The 23,317-nt window shown below is 61.3% G+C and carries 28 protein-coding genes and 1 pseudogene; 10 read left to right on the top strand and 19 right to left on the bottom strand.

What is annotated here, in order from left to right:
- Window positions 1–29: 29 nt before the first annotated feature.
- The 9 genes from NKI20_RS26375 to NKI20_RS26415 all read right to left on the bottom strand — a co-directional run bounded on the left by NKI20_RS26375 (window position 30) and on the right by NKI20_RS26415 (window position 9,306).
- Window positions 30–230 carry a hypothetical protein gene (locus NKI20_RS26375; RefSeq protein WP_031259830.1) on the bottom strand — a complete coding sequence of 67 codons (201 nt, stop codon included), beginning with the start codon at window positions 228–230 and terminating at the stop codon, window positions 30–32.
- A gap of 122 nt (window positions 231–352) precedes the next feature.
- Window positions 353–1,429 (bottom strand): UDP-glucuronic acid decarboxylase family protein, encoded by a 1,077-nt coding sequence (locus NKI20_RS26380; RefSeq protein WP_352835929.1) that lies wholly within the window; start codon window positions 1,427–1,429, stop codon window positions 353–355.
- The gene (locus NKI20_RS26385) at window positions 1,426–2,529 is read right to left on the bottom strand and encodes a CgeB family protein (RefSeq protein ID WP_352835869.1); all 1,104 of its coding nucleotides are present in this window, start codon (window positions 2,527–2,529) and stop codon (window positions 1,426–1,428) included. The genes NKI20_RS26380 and NKI20_RS26385 overlap by 4 nt, the downstream gene beginning before the upstream one ends.
- Entirely contained in the window at window positions 2,526–3,620 is a 1,095-nt protein-coding gene (locus tag NKI20_RS26390; RefSeq protein ID WP_023758305.1) for a CgeB family protein, read from the bottom strand. The genes NKI20_RS26385 and NKI20_RS26390 overlap by 4 nt, the downstream gene beginning before the upstream one ends.
- Window positions 3,617–4,747, bottom strand: a complete 1,131-nt coding sequence (locus NKI20_RS26395; protein WP_352835874.1) for a CgeB family protein — start codon at window positions 4,745–4,747, stop codon at window positions 3,617–3,619. Before NKI20_RS26395 ends, NKI20_RS26390 begins: the two co-directional genes overlap by 4 nt.
- Window positions 4,748–4,749: 2 nt before the next feature.
- On the bottom strand, window positions 4,750–5,850 hold the full coding sequence (locus NKI20_RS26400; protein WP_352487393.1) for a glycosyltransferase family 4 protein: 1,101 nt from the start codon (window positions 5,848–5,850) through the stop codon (window positions 4,750–4,752).
- Window positions 5,835–7,127, bottom strand: coding sequence for a TIGR04295 family B12-binding domain-containing radical SAM protein (locus NKI20_RS26405; protein WP_352835878.1), 1,293 nt, complete (start codon window positions 7,125–7,127; stop codon window positions 5,835–5,837). The genes NKI20_RS26400 and NKI20_RS26405 overlap by 16 nt, the downstream gene beginning before the upstream one ends.
- On the bottom strand, window positions 7,124–8,203 hold the full coding sequence (locus NKI20_RS26410) for an NAD-dependent epimerase/dehydratase family protein (RefSeq protein ID WP_352835882.1): 1,080 nt from the start codon (window positions 8,201–8,203) through the stop codon (window positions 7,124–7,126). Before NKI20_RS26410 ends, NKI20_RS26405 begins: the two co-directional genes overlap by 4 nt.
- A complete protein-coding gene (locus NKI20_RS26415) occupies window positions 8,200–9,306 on the bottom strand; it encodes an NAD-dependent epimerase/dehydratase family protein (protein ID WP_023758309.1) in 1,107 nt (368 codons plus the stop codon). The genes NKI20_RS26410 and NKI20_RS26415 overlap by 4 nt, the downstream gene beginning before the upstream one ends.
- Before the next feature lie 250 nt (window positions 9,307–9,556).
- Between NKI20_RS26415 and NKI20_RS26420 the strand changes: the two genes are divergently transcribed.
- Window positions 9,557–9,829 (top strand): hypothetical protein, encoded by a 273-nt coding sequence (locus NKI20_RS26420; RefSeq protein ID WP_023758310.1) that lies wholly within the window; start codon window positions 9,557–9,559, stop codon window positions 9,827–9,829.
- A 70-nt stretch (window positions 9,830–9,899) separates the two neighbouring features.
- On the opposite strand, the gene NKI20_RS26425 is transcribed toward NKI20_RS26420, so the two are convergent.
- Window positions 9,900–12,200, bottom strand: a complete 2,301-nt coding sequence (locus NKI20_RS26425) for an FdhF/YdeP family oxidoreductase (RefSeq protein ID WP_352835887.1) — start codon at window positions 12,198–12,200, stop codon at window positions 9,900–9,902.
- A gap of 205 nt (window positions 12,201–12,405) precedes the next feature.
- Here NKI20_RS26425 and NKI20_RS26430 point away from each other — a divergent pair, with 205 nt between their 5' ends.
- From NKI20_RS26430 to NKI20_RS26450, 5 genes are all read left to right on the top strand, one after another.
- On the top strand, window positions 12,406–12,621 hold the full coding sequence (locus tag NKI20_RS26430) for a hypothetical protein (protein ID WP_023758312.1): 216 nt from the start codon (window positions 12,406–12,408) through the stop codon (window positions 12,619–12,621).
- A gap of 261 nt (window positions 12,622–12,882) precedes the next feature.
- On the top strand, window positions 12,883–13,182 hold the full coding sequence (locus tag NKI20_RS26435) for a hypothetical protein (RefSeq protein ID WP_245266508.1): 300 nt from the start codon (window positions 12,883–12,885) through the stop codon (window positions 13,180–13,182).
- Complete coding sequence (locus NKI20_RS26440) at window positions 13,179–14,399, top strand: NRAMP family divalent metal transporter (RefSeq protein ID WP_023758314.1); 1,221 nt, start codon at window positions 13,179–13,181, stop codon at window positions 14,397–14,399. Before NKI20_RS26435 ends, NKI20_RS26440 begins: the two co-directional genes overlap by 4 nt.
- Window positions 14,399–14,761, top strand: coding sequence for a hypothetical protein (locus tag NKI20_RS26445; protein ID WP_023758315.1), 363 nt, complete (start codon window positions 14,399–14,401; stop codon window positions 14,759–14,761). The genes NKI20_RS26440 and NKI20_RS26445 overlap by 1 nt, the downstream gene beginning before the upstream one ends.
- The gene (locus NKI20_RS26450; RefSeq protein ID WP_352835893.1) at window positions 14,761–15,114 is read left to right on the top strand and encodes a hypothetical protein; all 354 of its coding nucleotides are present in this window, start codon (window positions 14,761–14,763) and stop codon (window positions 15,112–15,114) included. The genes NKI20_RS26445 and NKI20_RS26450 overlap by 1 nt, the downstream gene beginning before the upstream one ends.
- Before the next feature lie 538 nt (window positions 15,115–15,652).
- On the opposite strand, the gene NKI20_RS26455 is transcribed toward NKI20_RS26450, so the two are convergent.
- From NKI20_RS26455 to NKI20_RS26470, 4 genes are all read right to left on the bottom strand, one after another.
- Window positions 15,653–15,901: an ArsR/SmtB family transcription factor gene (locus NKI20_RS26455; RefSeq protein ID WP_023758317.1), complete on the bottom strand. Its 249-nt coding sequence runs from the start codon at window positions 15,899–15,901 to the stop codon at window positions 15,653–15,655.
- A 128-nt stretch (window positions 15,902–16,029) separates the two neighbouring features.
- Entirely contained in the window at window positions 16,030–16,353 is a 324-nt protein-coding gene (locus NKI20_RS26460) for a hypothetical protein (RefSeq protein WP_023758318.1), read from the bottom strand.
- Window positions 16,354–16,425: 72 nt separating this feature from the next.
- On the bottom strand, window positions 16,426–16,707 hold the full coding sequence (locus NKI20_RS26465) for a hypothetical protein (protein ID WP_031259847.1): 282 nt from the start codon (window positions 16,705–16,707) through the stop codon (window positions 16,426–16,428).
- Window positions 16,708–16,829: 122 nt separating this feature from the next.
- Window positions 16,830–17,630: a cytochrome c oxidase assembly protein gene (locus NKI20_RS26470; RefSeq protein ID WP_023758320.1), complete on the bottom strand. Its 801-nt coding sequence runs from the start codon at window positions 17,628–17,630 to the stop codon at window positions 16,830–16,832.
- 236 nt (window positions 17,631–17,866) lie between these two features.
- On the opposite strand from NKI20_RS26470, the gene NKI20_RS26475 reads away from it, so the two are divergent.
- Entirely contained in the window at window positions 17,867–18,196 is a 330-nt protein-coding gene (locus NKI20_RS26475) for a hypothetical protein (protein ID WP_023758321.1), read from the top strand.
- Window positions 18,197–18,215: 19 nt separating this feature from the next.
- Here NKI20_RS26475 and NKI20_RS26480 read toward each other — a convergent pair whose 3' ends face one another.
- Window positions 18,216–19,961 (bottom strand): thiamine pyrophosphate-dependent enzyme, encoded by a 1,746-nt coding sequence (locus NKI20_RS26480; RefSeq protein ID WP_352835899.1) that lies wholly within the window; start codon window positions 19,959–19,961, stop codon window positions 18,216–18,218.
- A 341-nt stretch (window positions 19,962–20,302) separates the two neighbouring features.
- On the opposite strand from NKI20_RS26480, the pseudogene NKI20_RS26485 reads away from it, so the two are divergent.
- The 3 genes and pseudogenes from NKI20_RS26485 (at window position 20,303) to NKI20_RS26495 (ending at window position 21,496) form a co-directional block, all read left to right on the top strand.
- Window positions 20,303–20,528: pseudogene (locus NKI20_RS26485) on the top strand (hypothetical protein).
- A 282-nt stretch (window positions 20,529–20,810) separates the two neighbouring features.
- Window positions 20,811–21,218, top strand: coding sequence for a hypothetical protein (locus tag NKI20_RS26490; protein WP_352835902.1), 408 nt, complete (start codon window positions 20,811–20,813; stop codon window positions 21,216–21,218).
- Complete coding sequence (locus tag NKI20_RS26495) at window positions 21,212–21,496, top strand: hypothetical protein (protein ID WP_352835905.1); 285 nt, start codon at window positions 21,212–21,214, stop codon at window positions 21,494–21,496. The genes NKI20_RS26490 and NKI20_RS26495 overlap by 7 nt, the downstream gene beginning before the upstream one ends.
- Window positions 21,497–21,500: 4 nt before the next feature.
- Here NKI20_RS26495 and NKI20_RS26500 read toward each other — a convergent pair whose 3' ends face one another.
- From NKI20_RS26500 to NKI20_RS26515, 4 genes are all read right to left on the bottom strand, one after another.
- Window positions 21,501–22,001: an ABC transporter substrate-binding protein gene (locus NKI20_RS26500; protein WP_502898164.1), complete on the bottom strand. Its 501-nt coding sequence runs from the start codon at window positions 21,999–22,001 to the stop codon at window positions 21,501–21,503.
- A 169-nt stretch (window positions 22,002–22,170) separates the two neighbouring features.
- On the bottom strand, window positions 22,171–22,299 hold the full coding sequence (locus tag NKI20_RS26505) for a hypothetical protein (protein WP_352487372.1): 129 nt from the start codon (window positions 22,297–22,299) through the stop codon (window positions 22,171–22,173).
- Between the two features lie 324 nt (window positions 22,300–22,623).
- On the bottom strand, window positions 22,624–22,833 hold the full coding sequence (locus NKI20_RS26510) for a DUF3072 domain-containing protein (RefSeq protein ID WP_352835912.1): 210 nt from the start codon (window positions 22,831–22,833) through the stop codon (window positions 22,624–22,626).
- 93 nt (window positions 22,834–22,926) lie between these two features.
- Window positions 22,927–23,292 carry an SPW repeat protein gene (locus tag NKI20_RS26515; protein WP_352835915.1) on the bottom strand — a complete coding sequence of 122 codons (366 nt, stop codon included), beginning with the start codon at window positions 23,290–23,292 and terminating at the stop codon, window positions 22,927–22,929.
- Window positions 23,293–23,317: the final 25 nt, after the last annotated feature.

The raw sequence follows: 23,317 nt of genomic DNA on the forward strand, positions 1-23,317 counted from the left end.
CGCTTTGAGCGGACCAACAGCAGCCAGTCTCAATCGAGGTTTCGCAGCATGTCGGCTTCCTGCTCGAGAATGGCAGCCACTTCCTCACGTTCGAGGTGCGTCATCATCAGGCTAACGCAACATTCGAGATAAGTAATCGAGGCTCTTCGCAGAAAGGCGGCCGTCTCCTGGGCGGCCACCTGCTCTAAGTCTTTGGCGGATCGTTTTGGCTGCACAGCAAGGCTCTCCATGCCAGGTCCTATGGCTCAACCCCAAGTCCGGCAGGATGTTCCGTGTTCGTGAAAAAAGTGAACCATGAAATCCGCCAGGCCCACGCCTGCACGCCGAGGAGCTTGCAGGCGATAAGACGGGCTCAGGCCGGCAGATCCTGCAGCTTGCCCAGAGAGGGAGGGATGGTTTTGGCGATCGGCGTCATCGGGCCATCCATCCGGCTTGTCTCAAGCTCGGCGAAATAGGCAATCGTTTGCACCAAGCCATGCCGGAGCGGTACCTTGGGCGACCAGCCGAGAAGTGCCTTTGCGCGGGATATGTCGGGCTGCCGCCGGCGAGGATCATCCTGCGGTAAAGGCAGGAACTTCAGAGCGGGCCTGATGCGGGCCATTTCGCTGACCAGTTTGGCCAGCTCAAGGATGGTATATTCTCCCGGATTGCCAAGATTGACTGGCTGGCGTGGATTGGGCTCGGCATCCATGAGCCTAAGCAGGCCATCCACCAAATCGGTGACGAAGCAGAAGGATCGGGTCTGCTTGCCATCGCCGAATATCGTCAGCGGTCGCCTTTCAAGAGCTTGCACGATAAGGTTCGAGACGATGCGGCCATCGGCCGGATCCATTCGCGGACCATAGGTGTTGAAAATCCGCGCGACGCGCGTGTCGGCCTTGCCCGCCCTCAGATAATCGAAGCAGAGAGTTTCCGCCGTTCGCTTGCCCTCATCGTAACAGGCGCGCGGGCCTGTGCAGTTCACATGGCCGAGATAGTCTTCCCTTTGCGGATGCTGCTCTGGATCGCCATAGACCTCACTGGTCGAAGCTTGCAGGAAACGAGCGTTATTTCGAGCGGCGAGATCAAGCAGGTTCAGTGTCCCGATCACGCAGGTCCGGGTGGTATGGATCGGGTCCGCCTGGTAGCGCGGCGGCGATGCGGCGCAGGCCAGGTTGAAGATGCGCTCGACTGGTTCCCCCAGTTTCAAAGATCGGCAAATATCCTGCTCCACCAACCGGAAGCGCGAATGATTCATGATCGGTCGGATGTTCTCCATGCGGCCCGTCAGGAAATTATCGACGCAGATCACACGGTAGCCGCACTCGATCAACTTCTCGCTAAGATGCGAACCGACAAAACCCGCGCCGCCGGCGACGAGCACCGTCGGCGTCCGCCGCGCCTTTGTTTTTGACTGCCGCGTCACGATTTTCTCCTGTCTGCCAATCATGCTGCACTCCCGATGTCCAGGACCGGAGGTTCCTGCCTCGACCGGGTCAACAGCGAAACCAATTCGCGAGCTCTTGCCGCGCCGGTATGTGACGCCAGTACAAGGGCTTGCGCCTTCATGGCCATGCTGAGCCTGGCACGCTCCGATCGGCCGCACAGGATCTCGATCACGTCTTGAGATCGAGCGGCGGTGTGGATCGTCGATTTGGGGAAGAAGCTCTCAAGCCCCCGCCAGCGATCGCTGATGATCGGCGTGCCACAAGCGGCTGCCTCGAAAAGCCTTACGCTCGGCGACCATCCAGCCGTGATCATCGACTGGCGGGTCAGGTTCAGCGTGTAGCGTTGGCGGCTGTAGAACTCAGCATGATCGGTGGGCGCCAAATGCTCGATGCGTTCGACATTGTCCGGCCAGGCCGTATCCGGCGGATATTGCGAACCGGCGACGACAAAGCGTTTGTCCGGCATCTGGCGCGCCGGTTCGAGCAGCAGCGCCTCCAATGCCATCTGCCGGTCCGAGCTGTAAGTCCCAAGATAGCCGAGATCCCAGTCGACTGCGTTTCCGGTTCGATGATGCCGTGCCGGATCGACGGAGCAATGGAGCGGCTCGGCCCGCCGCGCACCAAAGTCCGTGACGAGACGGGCAAGCGTCGGCCCGCCAGTGAAAGAGAAATAGATATCGAAATAGGGTACCTGCCGCTTGCTCAGATAGTCGCAGTCATCTTCGACGAGCTTGGCAAGCGTCACCGGCGTATCAATGTCATAAAAGCAGAATTGCCCGACGCAAAGTGCAGCCAGAATGTCGATAACCGCCTTTCCCTCCGGAACGAAGGAGCCAACGACCACGACGTCGGCCCGCTGCAGCTCGCGGGCATAGTTGCGATGAAGCTCGGTGGTTGTTTCATAGTAGCGCAATGTGCAGAAATCGGGATCGCGAAGATCGCGATGGTTTGCGTACCAGGGTGTCTCGCGCTCCAGGAAAGTGACGCGATGACCGAGTTCGTGAAGGCCTTTTAGCAGCCCTCGAAACGTCGTGGCGTGGCCGTTTCCCCACGATGAAGACAGCGACAGGCCGAGAAAGACGATGTCGAGCCGTTTCCTCATTCCGCTGCCTCCACGGTGGGATGTTCGAAATGCCGTTTGAACACCGCGTCGGCCACGGCAGCCCTCAGCGCATAGGTGTGTTCAGCCAAGACGCGGCGAAGCGCGGCTGCGCCGATCGCCTTTGCCCGTTCGACCGTCAGGGTGGCCATGATTTCGGCGACATCATCGCCATCGCGCGCCATCAGGATTTCCTCGCCGGGAGTCAGGAACAATTCGACTCCGAGCCAGGCATCCGAGATCAGGCAGGCGCCCGCGCCCGCGGCCTCGAAAACGCGCGTGGCTGGCGAGAAGCCGTTCGCTGCCATGCTGTCACGGCTGATGTTCAACACCGCCTTTGGTGTGACATTGAAAGCGTTGTGATCCCGCGTTCCGACATGGCCGAGCCATGAGACATTGGCCGGAAGCGGTTTGTCGCCCCAGCCCGACCCGCCGAGCAGGAAGCGCTGCCCGGCGAGCTTGGCGGCTGGATCTAGGAAAAACGCCTCGACCCGCGTTTCTCGGTCCGGCAGACGGTTGCCGAGGAACGCGAGATCGCAGACGAAACGGTTGTCTCTGGCGACGGGATGATGCGTCTCCGGATCGAGTCCATTGTAGATCGGCACGCACTCGGTCGCACCCATCGTGCGGTAGGCCCAGACGACCGGATCGCCGCCGCCATAGGTGAGGACCAGATCAATTTGCCGCAGCGCGTGGTGAAGCGGGTGATCCGGCTCGGCACGCAATTGACCGAGGGTCGCCGGGGCGTCGACATCCCAGAATACGGTAAGGGCATCGGCGCGGGCGTTGTCGAGCACGGCGCGCAGCAGCGCATCATCCTCGAAGCCTACGCCGCTCGCCTTGACGACGATGTCGGCTTCGGCTGCGCGCGCCGCAACCTGCACAAGCGCATTGGCGGTCGCTTCGTAAACGACGACGTTGCACCAGTCCGGTGCATCCATGTCGCGGTTTTTCTGTCTGTCATATGCGTCCGGTTCATAAAAGGTAATTTGGTAACCCAGTCGCGACAGTGCCTTGAGCAGTCCGCGATAATAGGTCGCCGCGCCGTTCCAATAGGACGACAGCAGACTCGATCCGTAAAATGCCATCTTCATGCAAGGGCCTCCTCAGCGACGACTGGATTGTTGGCTTGATGACGCCCGCATTCGGCGAGCACGTCGAACAATTCGCGCACCCGGTGGCGGCAAGTGTGTCGCGCGCGGATGGTTTCGAGGCCGGACCTTGTCAGCGAGGCGGCCAGCTCCGCGTCGTTCAGTACGTCGCGAAGGTGACGGCGCATCTCTGATCCGTCGTGGGCGAAAAGAAAGTCTGTGCCTGGTCTGAAGAGTTCTTCCACGTCGCTCCACGGGGCCGAAATGAGCGGGATGCCGCAGGCGAGTGCCTCGAACATGCGGATCGTTGGTATTCCCGGCAGGCTCTCCCGATAGGGCCGCCGGGGAATGTGGACGGTGAGGCGATGTTCCGCGAAAGCCTTCGGCACGTCCGCGTTGGCGATCCAGCCCTCGTAGCGGAGCCCCGCGGCGGCAAGATCGGCGAGCGCTTCTCGCGGATAACGGACGCCGTGAACGGTGCCGGACAAGCCAAGTTCGCGCACCGGGTTGACGAGGAACTCCTGAATTTCGGCGCTGCGCTCATCGTCGCCCCAGTTGCCGATCCAGATGATGTCGGATCTCGAGTCGACTTCGGGGTGCGGCTGGAACAGTCGCTCATCCGCTGCCTCATGCCAGGTGAACGCACGCTTGCCCCAGCCGGTGCGGAGGTAGGTCTCGCGCAGCGCCTCACCGAAGGCGAGCACGCCGTCATAGTGCTCCAACCGTAGCGCCGAGATCGACTGCGTGGCGGAAACCGCACGATGGTGCGTGTCGTGGAACAAAAGCGTGAAATTGCCCCTTCTCGCCCGCACCTTCCCGATCTCCGCGACAAGTCGAGGGTCCGTCCACTCGTGGACGATGACCACGTCGGCATCCGACAGCCAGCTTTCGTGATCGAAGGCATCCCCATATGTAACCGGCACCAGCTCGGGAAAGTCCTTTCGGAAGCGTTCGACCGCGAACGGACCTTTCTCCGCCAGCAGATTAGAGCGGCTCCAGCCGTCCGCCGGTTCCAGCGCAAACGCCTTGTGTCCGCAGGCAATGAGCTCGCGCATGACGCCCCGCAGGAAATGGGCGTTGCCATGATTCCAGTCGGAGACGACGGAGTGAGTGTAGAACAGGAAGCGCATCGTCAATGTTCCGCCACGGATAGAGCCGAGCGGCCGTAGATGTCGCGCATGGCGGCGGCTTGTTTTGCAAGCGAGAACCTGCGGGCACGGCGTGCAGCGGCCTGGCCGAGCCGTTTCCTATGTTGATCGTCGCAACACAGACCGTCGACACATTTGGCGAGGTCATGCGGATCGCTGGCATTGTAGAACAGTGCCGCCCCGTCCCATAATTCGCGATAGGTAGGAATATCCGCCAGCACGAGCGGTGTTGCCGATGTTGCAGCCTCCAGAGCGGCAAGCCCGAAAGGTTCGTAAACCGACGGCGACACGAAGACGGCGGCTCGCGCCATCAGCAAACGGACTTCCTGATGTCCGATCGAACCCAGGGCTGCAACGTTGCTGAAATGGGCTACTTGCCCATCGGGACCGTGAACGGACCCGGCAGCAAAAACGGGCCAGCGGATCAGCGATGCTGCGTGGTCGAGGGTGACTGAATTCTTGCCTTCATCCCACCAGCGCGCGGCGGCGAAGACAACGGCTTCCCGCCTCGCGGCCACCGGACCGGGCCGGGTGCCGTTGTTGACGACGCTGAGGCCGGGAATTGGTCCGTAGCAGGCTTCAAGCATGGCGGCATGGCTTCGGCTGGGCGCAATCACCGCGTTCGCGCGATCGAAACCGGTTCTGTTGCGGTCCCTCTGCCAGGTCCATTCGCCGCCGGCATCCTGTGCCTTCACCGCACGCAGCCATGTCACCACACATGAATGCGACACCGCCACGACCGGGCAGGGGAGATCGAGCCCTACTGCCTGTGCCGGCGCGTTGAGGTGGGCGAGATCGATGGCGTAGTCACGAACGAGGGCGCACAGCTCCTGTGGCAGCCCGTCCAGGTCGGCCTCGTTGCGGGTCATCCAATCTGGCGGAGTCTCGAGCCATACCAGCTCCGCGACGGTGTCGGCTTCCTCGACCTGCTCGGCGGATGGCTTGGGGCCAAGCCCGGCAAGAACGACACTATCGCCGCCGGTGATCAGTTCACGCGTCAGGTCGAGCGCATAACGCCAGACGCCGCCGACGGCGTCGACCGTCATCAGGATGCGTCGCTGGCGCGGGATCAGTGACTGCAACATGCGGCCTCCAATTCGGTTAGCGCACGAGGATGCTTTTCCTGGATGTCGCTAAAGGTGCCGAACGAGGCGAGATAATGCTCGTGCGCGCGCTCCCAGGCTAAGTCGTCGGGGTCACCCCAGAGCTCGCGATAGCTCGGTGAACTGGGATAGGGATAGAGCGGCACCGGTTCGTTTGCCCAGACGCCGCGGTCGATGAGATGCTTTCGCCAATATTCGACCAGAGCCGGATCATCTTCGACTGATCCGATGAGATTGGCTTGAACGAAGGGGACATGACGCCGCGCGTCGACAAGCAATGCGGCCAATTCCTCGGTTCCCAGCCGGCAGCGCTTCGCCAGCATGGCGCGTCCTTCCATCGTCAGGCTTTCGAGCCCTGCCTCGATCGAGACACAACCAGCGGCGCCAAGCAGCTCCAGGAGCTCGGGTTTCCAAAGATCGATGCGGGTCTGGACACCGAATTTGACATCGCGATCCACAAGCGCTTCCAGCAGCGCCTTCTGCGGGAGGAAAATCTCATCGATGAAGTAGATATAGCCAACACCCTGAGCGATCAGCCGATCAATTTCCGCCGTCACTGCATCGTGGTTCCTGCGCCGATACGCATCGCGGAAATCGATCTTGGCGCAGAAGCTGCAATTGTAGGGGCAACCGCGCGAAGCCTCGACTTCGGCACCTAAACCAAACTGCTTCTCATCGAAGCGATGATGGTGATGAGTATGGCCGGCGAGCCAGTCGGACGGCCATTCGAGCGGGGCATGGTGGACAAAGGGGCTGGCGTGGACGAGGCCGTCGCCGGCAAGTTCACCATTTTGCAGATATGCGGTGTACGCAACCGCGCTCCAGTCGTCGCGTCGGCCAAGTTCCGCGACGACCTCCTCGCATTCGCCGCGCACGACGATATCGGCCCCAAGCTTGCGCAGCGTTGGTGCCGGTGTCGCCGAGCCATGCGGGCCGACCGCGACGGTGCGGCCGCCACGGCCGGCGAGACGGTTGAGGAAATCGGCCGGCACGCGCAACTCAGGTGGGGCGCAACGCCAGAACAGATAAGTCGGCGCGGTGCTGATCACGGTCATGGCCGGCCCGAAGTCAGCGACACGCGCGGCAAGCTGGCTGTTGTCCAGCTGCTGGATTTGGCCGTCCAGCATCAGCACGTCGTGGCCATCGGCCTCAAGCATCGCTTTCGAATAGCCCAGTTCGAGCGGCAAGTGCGGCTGACGGCAGCCGAAGTAGATGCTCTCCTCATAGGTCCAGAACGGATTGACAAGGGCTACTCTCATGCCACGCACCTCGCAGGCTCAGGCTGCGGTTCGAGGCGATTGCGCCGCAGCCAATCGGCGAGATGGCGGACCCCTTCGCGCCAGGAGACCGCCGCTTTCCAGCCGAGCGTCATTTCGATCCGACGTGTGTCGGCAACGAAGAACGGCTGGTCGCCGGTGCGTTCGCGCTCATAGCGGATCGAGACGTCGCGGCCGGTGATGCCGCTGATCTCCTCCAGCAGCATGCGCAGGCTGATCGCGTTTTTTGGTCCGCCACCGAGATTGAATGCCTGTCCGCTGGCCTCCTCGATCCGGGCAAGTGCCGCGCGATAGGCCGCAACGGCATCGGAAACATGAAGGATGTCGCGCACCTGGTTGCCGTTGCCGTAGATCGTGATGGGGCGGCCGGACAAGGCGCTCAGCAGAAAATGCGCCACCCAGCCCTGATCCTCAGTGCCGAACTGATGCGGCCCATAGATGCAACTCATCCGCAGCACAACGGTCGGCAGCCCGTAGGATTTGGCATAATCGAGCACATATTGATCGGCCGCGCCTTTGGAGCAGCCATAGGGTGTGCAGAAATCCAGGCCGCGGTTCTCGCCGATGCCGTTGGCACGGATAGCGGGATCACTAGGCACCCAACGGTTATCCTCCTCCAACACCGCGATGTCGGGGAGCCCGCCATAAACCTTGTTGGTGCTGGCGAAGATCACCGGGATGCATCGGTCGCTTCGACGGGCGGCTTCGAGAACGTTGAATGTTCCCCGAAGATTTATGTCGAAGTCTTCGCTCGGCTGCACGAGGCTCGTGGTCACGGCCGTCTGCGCGGCAAGATGGAATACAGCCGCCGAATTCGCCACAAGCGGCAGCAAGGCGTCCGCGTCCCGGACGTCGACGGTTTCCACGGCGATGCGATTGCCATGCTTCTGCTTCAGCCATGCCAGGTTCTGTTCGACACCGGGGCGACTGAAATTGTCGATGATCAGAACCGGGGTCGCGTCGGACAGCAGGCTGTCGGCGAGGTTCGAGCCGATGAAGCCGCTGCCGCCGACAATCGCGACGTGGGCTTCGCGAGGGTTGCGCAAGTCGGACGTCATGATACCAGCCCCCGCTCTTCCAGTTCGCGTCTCATGTCGGCGCCGCGGTCGATTGCGACCGTGCCGCGCACCCATGCGACAAACTCATCCAGGGAATTCTCCAGCTGCAGCCGTGGTTCAAAGCCGAGCAGATCGCGTGCTTTCGAGATGTCAGCAAAGCAGTTTCGAATGTCGCCCGAGCGTGCCTTGCCAAGGATTTCCGGCGAGCGCTCCGGCACATCCATCGCATCGGCCAGCAGCCGGGCGACCTCGCTGACGGCATAGGCGCGCCCGCTGCCGACATTGATGACATGGCCGCGCGCCTGGCGTTGTTCCAGCGCGAGCCGAAAGGCGCGGGCGACATCGCGCACATGCACGAAGTCGCGCTTCTGCTCGCCATCTTCGAATATCATCGGCCGTTGGCCATTGGCCAGCCGCGAGGCAAAATTGGCGAGTACCCCGGTGTAGGGATTTGACAGCGCCTGCCCGGCGCCGAAGACATTGAACAGCCGCAACGCCACCGCATCGATGTCATAGGCTTCGCCGAAGATCAGCACCGCGCGTTCCTGCGCGTATTTGGTCAGGGCGTAGATCGAGGCGAGGTCGACCGGCTTTTCCTCGTCCGTCGGCAGCGGCGACAGGACGTCGCCCTCCGCCGACAAGGGATTCCATTGCCCGTTCCTGACGCTTTCCGGCCGCCGCCGCGCATTGCCGACGCGCCGGCCGTCCGGCGACGCATAGAGACCCTCGCCGTAGACGCTCATGGACGAAGCGACAACGATCCGTTGGACCGGGTGTCTGATCAGTGCTTCGAGCAGGACAGCGGTGCCGAGATCGTTGGTGCCGACATAGCGGGCGATCTCATACATCGACTGACCGACACCAACTTCAGCTGCTAGATGAATGACGGCATCGACGCCCTGCAGCGCACCGGCGAGCGCATCACGGTCGCGCACGTCGCCCCTGATCAGCTCGGCTCCGGCCGGAATGCTTACCGTTTCCCCGCCATGCACCTGGTCCAGCAGCGCGTCGAAAATACAAACTGCGTAATCGTGCTCAATGAGTTCTTGGGCGACATGTCGGCCGATAAAGCCACAGCCGCCGGTGACCAATATGCGTCTCACGACAACTCCTCACGCAAACCCGCCTTGGCGTTCCGAACTTTTTCGCAAAAGCTTTGTTCCCTGAGCATCAACAAAGATCGATCCGCGGTACGCCAAGCGCACGCTGGAACATTGCAGGCTCTTCGATGTTAGAGCCCAGCGATCGGCCCGTTACGGCGCGCCACCAATCATCCGATTATCGGGATTGATGGTGTGAAAATCGGCGAGGGAAGGCCCGGTTGCTAACCTTGGGAACCGAACGGAGATTTCAATGTCACAAGCAAGGACGACGACCGATCATGACGAAATCCGCCAATGGGTCAGCGACAGAGGCGGCCGCCCTGCCGTGATACGCACCTCGGGCAAGGGCGGTATCCTGCGGATTGACTTTGGCGAGCCGGAGGAAACGCTGGAGCCCATCGAATGGGACGAGTTCTTCCGGATTTTCGACGAGAATGATCTGGCCTTCCTTTTCCAGGAAGAAACGGGTGGCGGTAACGCCAGCCGTTTCAACAAGTTCGTCGAACGCAGCCAGAGCGCCTGACGGCTCGTGTCTAGTGCCGACTGCTGAACGAGACCTCGCGCTGCTCAAAGTGTCGCCCGGCTTGGATGCCTCAAGAAACAATCCGCACCGGTACCGACTTTCCGGCTGGGACATGAGCCTTCTTGGCCCGGTGCCAGAGCGGGACCAGTGGGTTGAGTTCCGGATAGTAGCCGGCGCAATTGCCCTCGGGAATCGAATAAGGCGTCACGCGTAGGCCGTGAACGCGCCGCTCTACACCATCATGGGCATGGGTTTCGAGAGTGATATCCTGGCCCGCGCGCAGGCCGAAACGCCGGATGTCCGCCTCGTTCATCAACAGCACCATGCGCGTGCCATGGATGCCGCGCAATCTGTCACTGTAGCCGTAGACGGTGGTGTTGAACTGGTCATTGGAACGCACGGTGATCAGCGTCAGCACCCGATCGCCGGAAAGGTCGATGTCGGGATTTGCCTCGAGCATGGTCGGCAACTTGAAATTGGCCTTCTTGTTGGGCGTCTCCCACACGCGATTCGACGCCTTGATGTCGCGGTGGAAGCCGCCCGGGGTGAGAAACCGCTTGTTGAAGTCGCGAAAATGCTGGGGGTAGCACCGCTCGATCTCATCACGGATACGGGAATAGTCGGCAACCCATTGGTCCCAGGGAATTGAACTCCTGCCGGGCACCGTAGCCATGGCGAGTTCCGCAACGATCTTCGGCTCCGAGAGCAGATTTGGCGAAGCAGGAGGCCGCGAGCCAAAGGAGCCGTGTATGCAGGCGGTCGAATCTTCGACCGAAACCGTCTGGTCACCGCTCGCCTCGCGATCTCGTTCGAGCCGCGACAGGCAGGGCAGCAGATAGGTAACCGCCCCCGGAAAGAGATGGCTGCGGTTAAGCTTGGTCGCGATCTCGACATGCAGGCTAAGTCGACGCCAATGCTTTTCGATCAGGCCGGTCTCGGGCACAGCACGGACGAAATTGCCACCCAAAGCGATAAAGCCCTTCACCGATCCGCCGATGACGCCCTCGCAGGTCTCCACGGTGTCGAGGCCTTTCTGGCGCGGTGGCTGGAAGCCATAGAACTCGGCGAACTTGTCTAATGGAGCGAGTTCGGGTTTCTCGGTTATGCCGACCGTGCGCTGGCCCTGGACATTGGAATGGCCGCGCAGGGGCGAGATGCCGGCGCCGGGTTTTCCGATATTGCCGCGCATCAGCAGCAGGTTGCACAGCATCTGGACGTTCTCGGTGCCATGCCTGTGTTGCGTCAGGCCCATGCCGTAATTGCCGATCACCGCCTTCGAAAGACTGTAGACTTCTGCGACATGCTCCAGATCGGCCTGCGCAATGCCTGACCGGCCGACAATCTCATCCCAGCGGGCGGCGCGCAGATAGGCTTCGAAATCGGCGAAGCCATGCGTATGTTCGGTGATGAAATCGACATCCAGGAGCCGCTGATTGCCGCGTTCACGCGCAGCGTCGTCGAGCGCCAGCAGAGCCTTTGCAATGCCGGTCATGGCGGCAATGTCGCCGCCGCCGCGGATTTGAAAGAAGTCGCTGGACATCTTGGTTCCCGGGCCGGGTGACAGCATGTCGACGGGATTTTGCGGGTTTTTGAACCGTTTTAGTCCTCTTTCCGGCAAAGGATTGAAGGTGAACACCGGCACCTGGCGTCGACGTGCCTCCTGCAATGGATGCAGCAGCCGAGGCGCGGTTACGCCGGTGTTGTGGCCGAAGAAGAACATCATGTCGCATTTCGCGAAGTCGTCGAGTTGTACGGTGCCCACAGGGGAGCCGATAGACTCCGGCAAACCCACCGAAGTGGATTCGTGGCACATGTTGGAAGAGTCCGGCAGGTTGGATGAACCGTAGATTCGCGCGAAGAGCTGATACATGAAGGAAGCCTCCAGCGAGGCTCGACCGGAGGTGTAGAAGACGACCGATTTCGGATCGAGTCGCCGCAGCTCTGTGGCGATCTCACGGAACGCACGATCCCAAGCAACCGGCTCATAGCGGTCGCTGACGGGATTATACCGCAGCGGATCGGTAAGCCTGCCCTGCTTTTCCAGATCGTGATCAGGCCAGTCGAGCAGCTCCGTCACTTTGTGCTCTGCGAAGAAAGAAGGTTCGCAACGCAGCTTCGTCTGATCCCACATCGTTGCCTTGGCGCCGCTTTCGCAGAATTCGAAAGGCCTTGGCTGGGCCGGTTTGGCCCACGAGCAGGAAACACACATATAACCGTCCGCCTTGTTCTGCTTGAGCAGCGTGCTCCATATCCCTGAAAGCAAAAGGCCTTCGCCGCGCGCCTTGCGAACCAGGGACCGAAGCGACCCCCAGCCGCCGGTTGGATGGTGATATTTCTTTATCTCAATGTGATCGGTTACGGCGGGTTTCATGCCAGTCATCCTTGCACGAAGACTAAACAAACCCGACCCGCGACCAATTGTTCCCGCTGGCTCTGCGAAGCCGCAACCTCTTTCGAGCAGAGCCTTGAATGGCGATGTCTCGAAGCGCATGCGACGCGCGGCAGGCGCCGTCGTGGGAACATTTCCTTTGGTCAGCGATTGAAACACGACGCTGAGCACGACCGGAGCGGACGCGATGGGCATCTTGTCAGATATCGACAGAAAGCTGTCGGATAACCTTTACGAATATGAGACCAGTCTCACCGATCCTGCAGGGGATCTCCCCAAGGAGGTCGAGGAGAAAGTCGAACTGCTGATGCCGTTCGTCCAGCCTGATGCTCGCGAATTGGTCCGGGCGCAGATCCTGGGCCTCATTCACGAATATAGGAAGGGCGAGGCCGCGTCGCGCTAGGTGCCGGTCGCTGGATGGGTCGATGACATGAATACCGGGCGATCCAACATACCAGACTCGCAGTTGTCTCGCGCCGGGGAGGGCAATCGTGTTGCAGCAACGCGAGAAATGCATGAGGTATATTCCGCCGGTAAATTCCAAGGTCGACTTCGCTCTCTATGCGTTATGTTGATTGCTACGACGTTGACCGCATGCACGTCTTCGACAGACCAGGTATACCAGCAGTCGAGAACTGCGGCCTCCGCCGCACAGACGGCATCGATGGTCTTGGAAGCCTGGCTTGCTGGAGCGGCACCCCGGAACTACACGTCGCTGACATTGCAATCCGTCAGCCACATCTGGTCCGATGCCGAAGCGCAAATCCGATCGGCCGGTTCACCGGAGGGCTCCGACCGAGCGGAGCTCATCAAGGCTATCGAGCAGCTGTCGTCGGCGGCAGCAAGAGCGCAGACAGGATTACGGGATCGTGACCGCGGCAAGGTTGAACAAGCGGAGCGGGACCTGCGAAGAGCCGCCACGACGCTGGGCGCCTACGCCAAATCCTCGGCGCCGCAACAATGAAAAAGCTGCTCGAAATAGCGTTGGGTATCGTCACCAGCATTGGCGGTTTTCTCGAGATCGGCTCGATGGCTACGGCAGCTCAGGCCGGTGCGGCATTCCATTTCCAGCTGGTCTGGGCGGTCGTTCTAGGGACGATCTGCATCATCTTTCTCGTCGAGATGGCGGGTCGGTTCGCCGCGATAAGCCATCACACCATCGCCGATGGAATTCGCGAGCGATTTGGCTTCAACGTCTTCCTTTGGCCGCTGCTCGCGATCTTGCTGATCAACTTCATGGTCATGTCGGCAGAGATCGGCGGCGTCGCCATTGCACTCGAACTCGCCACCGGGATCGGTTTCCAGTGGTGGGCGCTGCTGGTGGCATTGCTGGCGTGGTTGTTTCTCTGGAAAGGGACGTTCGGCCTTATCGAAAAAGGTGTTTCGATGCTCGGTCTGGTCACACTGTGCTTTGTGGCCGGCGCCGTGATGCTCAAGCCCGACTGGGGTCAGGTCGCGGCGGGCGCGGTTCCCACGCTGCCGGCTCATGACCGGGCCAATTACTGGTTCATGGCCGTCAGTATTCTTGGAGCGTCGATCTCGCCCTATCTGTTCATGTTCTACTCGTCGGGCGCCATCGAGGACCAGTGGGACAGAAGTTATCTCGGTGCCAATCGCGCTATTGCGTTCCTTGGAATGACCTTTGGCGGCACGATCTCCATCGGTGTGCTGATCGTTGCCGCTCTCGTGCTTCCCGCCCACGGCATTGACCAGGTGGACGACTACCATCAATTGCCGCTGATGCTGATCCCGGTATTCGGCTTCTGGGGTTTTGTCCTGTTTGTCGCTTCGCTAGGCATTGCCTGCTTCGGCGCCGCGCTCGAGGTCGGGCTGCAGCAAGCCTATCTCGTGGCCCAGGGCTTCGGCTGGACATGGGGCGAAGACCAGAAGCCGCGCGACAATCCAGGCTTCAGCACGGTTTACACGTTGTCGTTGTTCCTCAGCGCCTTGCCGATCGCTTTCGGCCTCGATCCGTTGAAGCTGACGATCTTCTCCATGGCTTTGACGGCTGCCAGCCTGCCGTTGAGCGTGATTCCCTTCCTCTTCCTGTTGAACGATGAACGTTACGTGGGCAAGCATCGCAATGGGATGATCTCGAACGCGGCGGTCGTCTTCATCATCGCACTTGGTTTCGTGCTGGCGGTCGTGACCATCCCATTGCAGATATTCGGAGGCACGTGATGGATCTGGTGCGCGACATTCTGGACAAGCAAGTGGTCGACCGCGAGCAGGTCAAGATCGGCAAAGTCGATGGGCTGGTGGCCGAACTGAGACCGGGCAAGCCGCCCAGAGTGGCTGCGATCGAACTTGGGTCCATCACCCTGGCGCGTCGGCTTGGTCGGCGGCCCGGCCGCTGGATGGCGCGATTGGCGGCAAAGCTGGGCGGCAAGGACCATGGCGAGCCGCATCGGATCGCCTGGAACAAGGTGCGCGACATTGGCGTCGATATTGAGTTCGACATCGATGTGCGCGAGACGGCAATCTTCGATTGGCAGAACTGGCTGCGGGACCACGTCATTGGCCGCATCCCGGGAGCGGGCTGATGACGACCGTCAATCTCGAACAGCTTGCCGGGCGACGCGTGCTTTCGCAGCGCGGGGAGAGCATCGGCTATATCGAGGAGATATGCGCCGAACAGGATGGGGACGATCTCGCGATTATAGAGTTCCATGTCGGTATCTATGCCGCATTCGAGCGTCTCTCCGCTTCAGCCATAGGCGCTGCGGTTCTCGACCTATTCCGGCTACGCCGCGGCGGCGGCTTTTATCGCATTCCCTGGGACAAGATCGACATCTCCGATCCTGCACGGCCCAGGCTGCTATGTACGAAAAAAGACCTTTCCCGAATGGAAGGCGGCCGCAAACATCCGCAGGGTAAAGGCCAGACCAGAACCTGACAAAAGAAAGCTTGAACGCCAGGGCGTGGAAGATTTGTCCGATGTCGCTAAATGGCCGTGCTGCTTTCGCTTGTCGAGAGTCTGATAGCCGAAATTCGGCCGCGCCTAAGCCGATCCCCGCGTCGCGCTGAGCCTTCGTTGGATGCAACTGTCGCAAAGTGATGACGGTCTTTGCGTCGCTCTGTTCGTCGAACGTGATGGTGGTGCGGAACAGGCCAGGATCGTTGTCTTGTCGGCGCCGTGATTGAACTCGATCAAGTGCGGCCTCTCGATGCGCCGGAATTGCACACGGCTCGTATATCGCTTGCCGTCGGGCGCGGGTCTCGAACCGCCATTCGCCGCCGACGCGAATATCTATCGATTTCGTATTAATCTTGACCCGGCCGGGCCGAACCACTGGGCAAGATGGCGCGGATCAGCCCATGCGCAGAAACCAGCTCTCGTGGCGCGTTGATCACGCGCGAGAGGACGATCTCTCGATTAAGCGCCCAAGCGGACAGAGGCGATTCATTTTGACGCGTTTGCGGGGCATTGGCTTTCAGTTTGCTTCCGTCTGCAACGAGCACGTCCTGACGCGCCCGTTCTTTTCGGACGTAACGAGGCCGCTGCTCGCTAGAAGGCCGATGTGCTTCATCAGGTTCGGCAGCGCCATTTCGAACGGCTTCGCCAGTTCTCCGACAGACGCCTCACCCTCACATAGCCGCATGACTATCGCCCGACGGGTCGCGTCGGAGAGGGCCCTGAAAATGTGGTCGAGTTGCATCGATTGGTTAGCCCTGAAGCTCATTATAACGGGGGCAAACCGTCAATGAATGTTAGCCAGAAAGCTAACGAAAGACTTGAGAGCATCGTCGTCAATCGAGTTCGCGAACGCATGAACCGAGAGCGCATCGGGCCGGTTTATCAGTTCACGCCTTAGCGAAGAATGGCGGCGAGTATGAAGACCGCAGCTGCCACGAGCACGGCTATGGCAATCACCAAGACGGGCCAGTTGTTGCCGGGCCGTATGTCGGCTCGGTTCTCCATCGGCCGCATCGCATTGGCAAAGCTTGCTTGGTTCTTGAACCGCGACTGTCGTTTGGGAGATGGTTGCCCGGCGTCATTGGGCGTATCCGCCGCCTCAGCGTCGGTCCTGGACGGCGCGGCGGCTGGGTCGAACCCCGGCGTCTTGTCCAGCCCCGCTTCCGTCCAGGCATGGGCTGTCTTCGCCGCAGGTTTTCGGTCCGTGGATGTGGCCATGATCGCCTCCTTTGCAGGCAGAACTTCTGTCTGGGTCGGAAGGTTCCAATCTATTGGATAACCCGCGGCGGCCTAGATTCCCGGACAAAATCGCCGGAACATGCTTCTGGCCGGGGCGTTGAACGTCATGACACGAAATGAGCCGAAGAGGGGCGGCGTCGCCATCGAAAGGTCAGTCGAATGTACCCCTTTGCTTTTCTGCATGAATTGGCCGCCGCCAGAGGCGATGGCCTTCGGCCCGAACTTGTCCGCCTGATGAAAGCGCGCGCAGTGCTCACAGCGCCGGGAATTGCACAGCTCCGGGAAAGGCGCGGGGACGATTTCGAACAGGCGGGGCCAAATCCCGTCGGACATGCCGGGACCGCGCTCCCGGACGCGGTTTTGCGTTTTCCCGGCCGGGCCGGCGCGGAACCGCGAGCGAAACGCCGTCGCGGCTGCGAGCCATAATCGCCTGCGGATGGATTCAGGTGATGGATTCAAACGAGGCGTAGGCCGTTCGAAGCCTGTCGCCGCCCACTTGCGACTTGCTGATCCTCGAGCGGGCTGAGGTCCCACAGCTTCGAGCCGATGGCATTTTCCGGATACCAGAGCCTCGGCGAGACCAGGAGCAACACCCCGAGCAGGCTGGTGTGCGCAGAGGTGAAGAAAAGATGCATGACGGCCCTGCCACAGGCTTGCTGGTGGCCGGGCCGAGGCAGCAGCACCCACCAGAACAGGAGCCCGGTGCTGAGGAAGCTGGCGTGCTGGGCATAGTGCAAGGGGCCCTGCTGGAGGGCAGCCTCGAACAATGCCGGCACGTGCCATGCCCATATCGCCGCTCCGTGCAGGATGGTGGCGACCACAGGGCGGCTGATGAATGCCCAGATCGCCCGAAGCATGCCTGCACGCGCGGCCACGCCGAGCCCCTGGCGCACCCGCATCGGCAACGCCCACATCATCGGCGCGGTCGGGCAGGAAGCGACCAGCAGAGGCGCCGCAACCGCCATCAGCAATTCGTGCTCGATCATGTGAGCGGCAAAGACGCGCCCGCCGAGGGCATGGATCGGACTTACCAGCGCCACCGCCAACACGGCCCAGCCGGCGGCAAACAGCAACGCCCGCCTTGATCGCATGGGGCGTCCGCGTCCGCTCCGCCGCCAAAGCCGGATGGCGCCCGCAGCATAGAGCGACGCGGCTGCCGCGAGCGGCAACGTGATGGGAAGCGCCAGCGTCCAGCCGGCTTCGGGGGCGCCGCTGCCATAACAGATCGAAGTCGAGAAGAGCGGATCGAAGCTCATCGTCCGCACCCGTCGGGGAACAGCACCGATGAAGTCTGATTGCGATCCGTCACGCGGGACATCCATTGAAGATGCTTCAACGCGCGAAAGGCCCGGAAGTGGCAGTAGCCGGCAGTAAAATTTATCTTCGATGTGCCGCGGCCGATCTGGGATATTTCGCTGTCAAAACCAGTATGCATGCGACGGAACCCGCGCACTGCAGAAATGTTTACCCGTCATGCAATCGGAGATGTGTCATGACCGAGGACGAAAACCGCTATGAAACCGGCGCGACCAAATACCCCGCCAAAGTCGGCGCGGATGCGGCGGATGAATTCTCCCAGGCTGCGGCCGGCAACAGGAAGCCTCCCGGTGGGATTGGGCTGACGCGGCGGATGGGCGAGATGGACGACAAGACGCGCCAGTCGGAAGGGCAAGACCCGCCAAGGAAAAGTGCGCCAAAGCAAGCCACCCCGAGCCCGGCAACCGAAAAGACGTCCGGCGCCGGCCCGGCGGTCGCCGAGCGCTCGAAGGACGCCAAGGCTCCCAAGGGCGGCCGGCAGCCAGGCGCTTACGTCAAGACGTGACTGGCGGCGCGGGACAGGGTCAGCCCATCATCGTCTTCAGGGGCTCCTGGGCAAGGTTCTTTTCTATCTCCTGTCGACCCGGCGTTTCTTTCAGCGCGGTGCGCATGTTCTTGCGGTATTGATCCGGCATGCGCGGCGGCAGCATAGGCTCGTAGGCGTCGACGACGGCCTCTATGATCACGGGGCCCACGGTGGCGAAAGCGGCATCAAGAACGCCTTCAATGTCCTCGGGCCGGGTGATGCTGTAGCCGATGCCGCCCATCGCCTCGGCGGCCAGGGCGAAATCGATCGGTTGGAGTTCGCAGGCAAATTGCGGGTTGCCGAGAAACATCATCTGCTCCCAGGCAATCTGGTTCAGCATGTTGTTCTTGATCACGAGGAGCTTGAGCGGAACCTTGTAGCGCACCGCCGTCGAAAATTCGCCAAGCTGCATGGCGAGCCCGCCGTCGCCAACCACTGCGAAGACCGGCCGGCCCGGGAAGGCTATCCCGCCGGCAATCGCATAGGGCAACCCACAGGCCATCGATGCGAGCGAGCCGGAGACGGCGAAGTCCTGACCCGCCTTGATATCGATATGGCGGGCGGCAAGTTCGGTATTTTGGCCGGAGTCGGTGGCGAGGATGGCGTTGGCCGGCATGCGGTCGCCGAATGCCTTCACCACGCGTTGCGGCTTGAGCGGCACGTCGTCCTTGCCTTCAGCCTCGGCCATCATGCCGCGCCAGCGCCGCACGCTTTGCCGGGCCTGTTCGAGAAATGACCTGTCTGTTTTCTGCTTCAATCTCTTGTTGAGCAATTGCAGCGTGACGGCGGCGTCGCCGACCAGGCCAGCCTCGACTGGATGGCGCAGGCCTATGCGCTGCGCATTGCGGTCGATCTGGATCCCGCGCGCCTTGCCGGGCTTGGGGTAGTATTCGATGTAGGGAAAGGTCGAGCCGACGATCAGCAGCGCCTCGCACTGCTCCATTATCTCCTGGGAGGCCAAGGTACCCAACATGCCTATGCCGCCGACGACGTTCGGATGATCATCCGGCAGCACGGCTTTGCCGAGCAGGGCCTTGGCGACGGGTGCGGCGAGCAGATCGGCGGTGCTCTCGAGTTCCGCCTTGGCATGCAGCGCGCCGCGTCCTGCGAGGATCGCCACTTTCGAGGCGGTGTTGAGAATGTCGGCCGCGAGATCGAGCTGGGCCTCGTCTGGTTGTTTGCTTCCTTCGAACCACCGGTCCGGCGTGTGCTTCGGCAGGTTGCGCATTGAGCGCTTCGCCGCTGTCTGCTCCTGGACATCGCTTGCTATCGACAGATGGGAAACGCCGCGTCCGGCAAGCGCGGAGCGGCAGGCCAGGCCGGCAACGCTTTCCATATGCGCCGCGTCGGCGACGTGGACGTTAAAGACGGTGACGTCGTTGAAGACACGGGTCAGATCGACATCCTGCTGTGTGAAGGTCTCGATCAGATCATGGAACTGCATGCCGGTTATGGCCAGAACCGGCGCTTGATCGAGCTTTGCGTCGTAGAGGCCGGTGAGCAGGTGGGTGCCGCCCGGTCCGGAGGTGGCGAGACAGACACCGAGCTTGCCGGTCCATTTTGCATAGGCCGTCGCCATGAACGCCGCCGATTCCTCGTGCCGCACCTGAACAAAACGGATCTTGTCCTGTCTGGTGCGCAGCGCCTCCATGATCCCGTTGATGCCATCTCCCGGCAGGCCGAAGATCACGCGCACATCCCATGCGATCAGCGTGTCGACAAGTATCTCGGCGGTGTTGGGCATCGTAGCCTCCTCTGGTGTTGATGTGCTTGGCTTGGCCGGCGTTGCGGCGAACGGCACCTCGCTTCCAGCCGTTCGAACGCGCGGGCGTGGACATCTCGCGACCAGTGGCCGAACGGCGGACGGGCCGGGTTGTTCCATCGAAGCGGCAAAGCTGCCGCGCGAAAGCGCGGAACCGACATGGCATTTCGATGCAGCTTTCGCGAGGCAGTCCGGGGGAGTCCGATACCCGCAGTCGACAAAGCGCTTATTCGACGCCGTTCGGAACGATCCAGCCGCCTTGCCATTACCACCACCATTACCACCATGAGAAAAGGCCCGGGTCCGAACACCTTGAGGAAGCGATGACCGGACGCCGAACCCATGAGCAGCAAATCCGCATCATCGAAGAACGGGAGAACACCAAGAATGCCGGCAAGGATTTTGATGCGAAGGCAGACCTGAAGCGGTCGGCCGCGGAACGAGAAGCGTTGCGCAAGGGATCGGATATCAGGACCGACACATCTGACCTGGTCGATCCCGACGATCGCAATCCTTCGCGGCAAAAATCAGGAGAGCGTCCACAATTAGAACCGTGCCGACGAATAAGCACGGTTCCTTGCAGATCACTGGATATAGATGGAGCGTGAAAGCAGCGATCGGCGATCGGGCCGGAACCTTACCCGAACGGCATTCGTTCTTCGGTCGACGACTGCTCGTTCGCGCCGGTTGATACTGGCGCCACCCCACCGTCGCGAGCCGAGAGCCGGCCTCGCGCCGGCAATCCAGCGACCGCCGATAGATCCGTTCGCGATGCCGGATACAAATGAAATCAAAGCAAACGAAAGCGAGAGCCGGCAGCAGCTCCTGCAGATGATGACGACGGAACATTTCGTGCTGGAGACCGCCAGGGCCGCCACCATCCAGGAGGCCAACCAGCGCGCCAACCTGTTCTTGACGTCGGTGTCGAGCACCACGATCGCTCTCGCGTTCGTGGCGCAGGTGACCAGGATGGGGCTGCCCTTCGTCCTGTTCAGCCTGACCATGCTGCCTTACCTCTATTTCATCGGACTGGTGACCTTCGTCAGGGCCGTGCAGGTGGGCATCGAAGATATGGTCCATGCCCGTGGCATGGCGCGCATCCGGCACTACTACACGGAGATCACTCCCTCGATGGCGCGATATCTGGTTCACTCCACCCACGACGTCTGGCCTTGTTGGCCGATGTCGGCCTCAGGCCCAGACCCTGGCAGGCCTTCACCAGCACGGCGGGCATGGTGAATGTCGTCAATGGCGCAATCGCCGGCGTCTTTGCCGGCGTCATGACCAAGGCAGTCATCGGGTCGACGCTCGGTCTCGCCGTGGTTGCCGGCATTCTCGCCTTTGCGGTGAGCAATTGGTGCCTGTGGCAATATCATTCGCGCAGCTGGGCAGGCGCGGAGCACAAGTTGAAGGTGCTGTTCCCGAGCGGGCCGGATCGTAGTGGCGCTGCTGTGCAACGATCCGAGGGAAGCATCGGAAAAGATGGTGAGCCAGAGGCAGGAAGGGGAACGCAATGACCGATCAGCCGGGGGTCCGCGGAATCTCGGCCACCTGTCGAAAGTAGCCGCTCTCCACCACGTTGAGCGCCGTCACGGCGGCCAAATTATCGCCCTTCTCGTCCCATTCGACCGGATCGCCATGGGCGATGCCTTTGAAGCGGAGTTTGCGCATTGCCGCCGTGACGTCGCGCCGGCTGGGATACCGCTTGGCTTCATCGGCGGCAGCCTTGATGGCCGCGATCAGGACGCGGGCTGAGTTGTAGGAATACACGGCGTAATTTCCAATCGGTCCAAAACGTGCCGCATAGCGCTCGGCGAAATTGCTGGAACCAGGCACCCTGCCCAGTTCCGGCGTGGCGGAGAGTACGAGCACGCCTTCCGCAGTGGTCGCGGCCTCTCCAGCGGGCTCGAGAAAGTTCGTCATGTCCCAGCAGCCGTCGCCTGTGGCAAAGAACTGGCCGAAGCCGGTGTAACGCAGAGCCCTCAAGATAGAGACCGACAAGGATCCCACACCCAAGACCACGACGGGTGGCGATCAGCCTCGAACGCCGCCGGCGCGCGGCTCTCCTCCAGCGCTGCTACTTCAAAGGTGGCGATCGTCTTCGGTGGGGCAGGGTTGCCTTGGCCAAGGGAGGAAAGCCAAAAGGCGCGCGCTTGCCGCAACCGACATGCTCGTAGACCCGCTCGAAGGCCTACGCACGCGGGCCGAGGACGAATATCGCCAGCAGCACAATAAAAAGCACGGTGGCGATCACGACACCCCACTTGAGGACTTTTCTGGTGCCGCGCTGTTCATCGTCGCGAGATAAATTCTCCGCCATCGCAGAATTCCTACCGGTGAACTTCGATCAATCGAAACGTGGAGCGTCTAGTCCGGTTCCCCTGCCGCGTGCAAATGCCATCGCCGTGCTCTTGGTGTTCCAAGCAAAACCAAGGCGATGGCTGTTTCGTCTGGCAAAGCGCACGCTTCACGCCGCGTCAAACTCGCAGACGTGATGACGCACGCGGGACCGCTGTTCCTTCGGCAAGTCACCTCGGTTCATCGCTCATGGCGACAAGATTCCACAGCACGACCCGATCGACGCCCGCTGCTCATGGCCCGGTCGGGAGTGTCTATGCATGTCACCGGATTCCCCAAAAAAGCTCTAAAGCCTTAATTTGGTCCTCAGCGCATCGATGCGCTTGGAAGCCTCAGCCTTACTGAGGTCCTCGGCAAAACTTTGTTCGTCGCCCGCCTGCTCACAAAGCGTCTTCAGGTAGGAAGCTTGGGCCGGCGTCATCGGGTCGTCACCGCTAGTCCATTCATCAGGGGCCTTATTGATGCTTTCGCTTTTGGCGCGGTCCGAAGGTTGCATGGCGCTCTCCTCACGTCAGAATGACGAAACGCATTTTGATCTGCTTTTGTTCCTGCGCACGGCAGCCCGGACGCGGGATAAGGAGGGCGTTGGTCAGGCCTTCGAAAGCGGACGGTTGCCGAAGGACCAGAGGCTTCCCGCTGCCAGGACCGCCACTATGACGCCTACGATCACATGCGCCCACATGGCCGCTGCCACGGCCGAAAAACCGAGGACCCAAGGCGAGACCAATGTGCACAGCCCAACCACGATGTTTGCCCATTCCTCGTATTCGTGGAACGCAACCAGCGCACCCACGGCGATCAGGGCGATCACCGCACCGGCGATCCAGGCGTTCCAGGCCGCATAGGCTTCAGCCGCAAACCCGAGATACCAGGGCGATATTGCTAGCGCGATACCGGCGACCAAATTGACGATGTCGATCACCGGACGATTTTCAGATTTCAGCCATTTCTGCATTGTTCATCCTCCTTTCGTGACATGG

The sequence above is a fragment of the Mesorhizobium sp. M0830 genome, assembly GCF_040319965.1.
Lineage (GTDB): Bacteria > Pseudomonadota > Alphaproteobacteria > Rhizobiales > Rhizobiaceae > Mesorhizobium.

Coding starts and splice junctions, on each gene's coding strand:
- NKI20_RS26375 (WP_031259830.1), bottom strand. CDS start 230: ATGGAGAGCCTTGCTGTGCAGCCAAAACGATCCGCCAAAGACTTAGAG.
- NKI20_RS26380 (WP_352835929.1), bottom strand. CDS start 1,429: ATGATTGGCAGACAGGAGAAAATCGTGACGCGGCAGTCAAAAACAAAG.
- NKI20_RS26385 (WP_352835869.1), bottom strand. CDS start 2,529: ATGAGGAAACGGCTCGACATCGTCTTTCTCGGCCTGTCGCTGTCTTCA.
- NKI20_RS26390 (WP_023758305.1), bottom strand. CDS start 3,620: ATGAAGATGGCATTTTACGGATCGAGTCTGCTGTCGTCCTATTGGAAC.
- NKI20_RS26395 (WP_352835874.1), bottom strand. CDS start 4,747: ATGCGCTTCCTGTTCTACACTCACTCCGTCGTCTCCGACTGGAATCAT.
- NKI20_RS26400 (WP_352487393.1), bottom strand. CDS start 5,850: ATGTTGCAGTCACTGATCCCGCGCCAGCGACGCATCCTGATGACGGTC.
- NKI20_RS26405 (WP_352835878.1), bottom strand. CDS start 7,127: ATGAGAGTAGCCCTTGTCAATCCGTTCTGGACCTATGAGGAGAGCATC.
- NKI20_RS26410 (WP_352835882.1), bottom strand. CDS start 8,203: ATGACGTCCGACTTGCGCAACCCTCGCGAAGCCCACGTCGCGATTGTC.
- NKI20_RS26420 (WP_023758310.1), top strand. CDS start 9,557: ATGTCACAAGCAAGGACGACGACCGATCATGACGAAATCCGCCAATGG.
- NKI20_RS26425 (WP_352835887.1), bottom strand. CDS start 12,200: ATGAAACCCGCCGTAACCGATCACATTGAGATAAAGAAATATCACCAT.
- NKI20_RS26430 (WP_023758312.1), top strand. CDS start 12,406: ATGGGCATCTTGTCAGATATCGACAGAAAGCTGTCGGATAACCTTTAC.
- NKI20_RS26435 (WP_245266508.1), top strand. CDS start 12,883: ATGGTCTTGGAAGCCTGGCTTGCTGGAGCGGCACCCCGGAACTACACG.
- NKI20_RS26440 (WP_023758314.1), top strand. CDS start 13,179: ATGAAAAAGCTGCTCGAAATAGCGTTGGGTATCGTCACCAGCATTGGC.
- NKI20_RS26445 (WP_023758315.1), top strand. CDS start 14,399: ATGGATCTGGTGCGCGACATTCTGGACAAGCAAGTGGTCGACCGCGAG.
- NKI20_RS26450 (WP_352835893.1), top strand. CDS start 14,761: ATGACGACCGTCAATCTCGAACAGCTTGCCGGGCGACGCGTGCTTTCG.
- NKI20_RS26455 (WP_023758317.1), bottom strand. CDS start 15,901: ATGAGCTTCAGGGCTAACCAATCGATGCAACTCGACCACATTTTCAGG.
- NKI20_RS26460 (WP_023758318.1), bottom strand. CDS start 16,353: ATGGCCACATCCACGGACCGAAAACCTGCGGCGAAGACAGCCCATGCC.
- NKI20_RS26465 (WP_031259847.1), bottom strand. CDS start 16,707: ATGTCCGACGGGATTTGGCCCCGCCTGTTCGAAATCGTCCCCGCGCCT.
- NKI20_RS26470 (WP_023758320.1), bottom strand. CDS start 17,630: ATGAGCTTCGATCCGCTCTTCTCGACTTCGATCTGTTATGGCAGCGGC.
- NKI20_RS26475 (WP_023758321.1), top strand. CDS start 17,867: ATGACCGAGGACGAAAACCGCTATGAAACCGGCGCGACCAAATACCCC.
- NKI20_RS26480 (WP_352835899.1), bottom strand. CDS start 19,961: ATGCCCAACACCGCCGAGATACTTGTCGACACGCTGATCGCATGGGAT.
- NKI20_RS26490 (WP_352835902.1), top strand. CDS start 20,811: ATGATGACGACGGAACATTTCGTGCTGGAGACCGCCAGGGCCGCCACC.
- NKI20_RS26495 (WP_352835905.1), top strand. CDS start 21,212: ATGGTGAATGTCGTCAATGGCGCAATCGCCGGCGTCTTTGCCGGCGTC.
- NKI20_RS26505 (WP_352487372.1), bottom strand. CDS start 22,299: ATGGCGGAGAATTTATCTCGCGACGATGAACAGCGCGGCACCAGAAAA.
- NKI20_RS26510 (WP_352835912.1), bottom strand. CDS start 22,833: ATGCAACCTTCGGACCGCGCCAAAAGCGAAAGCATCAATAAGGCCCCT.
- NKI20_RS26515 (WP_352835915.1), bottom strand. CDS start 23,292: ATGCAGAAATGGCTGAAATCTGAAAATCGTCCGGTGATCGACATCGTC.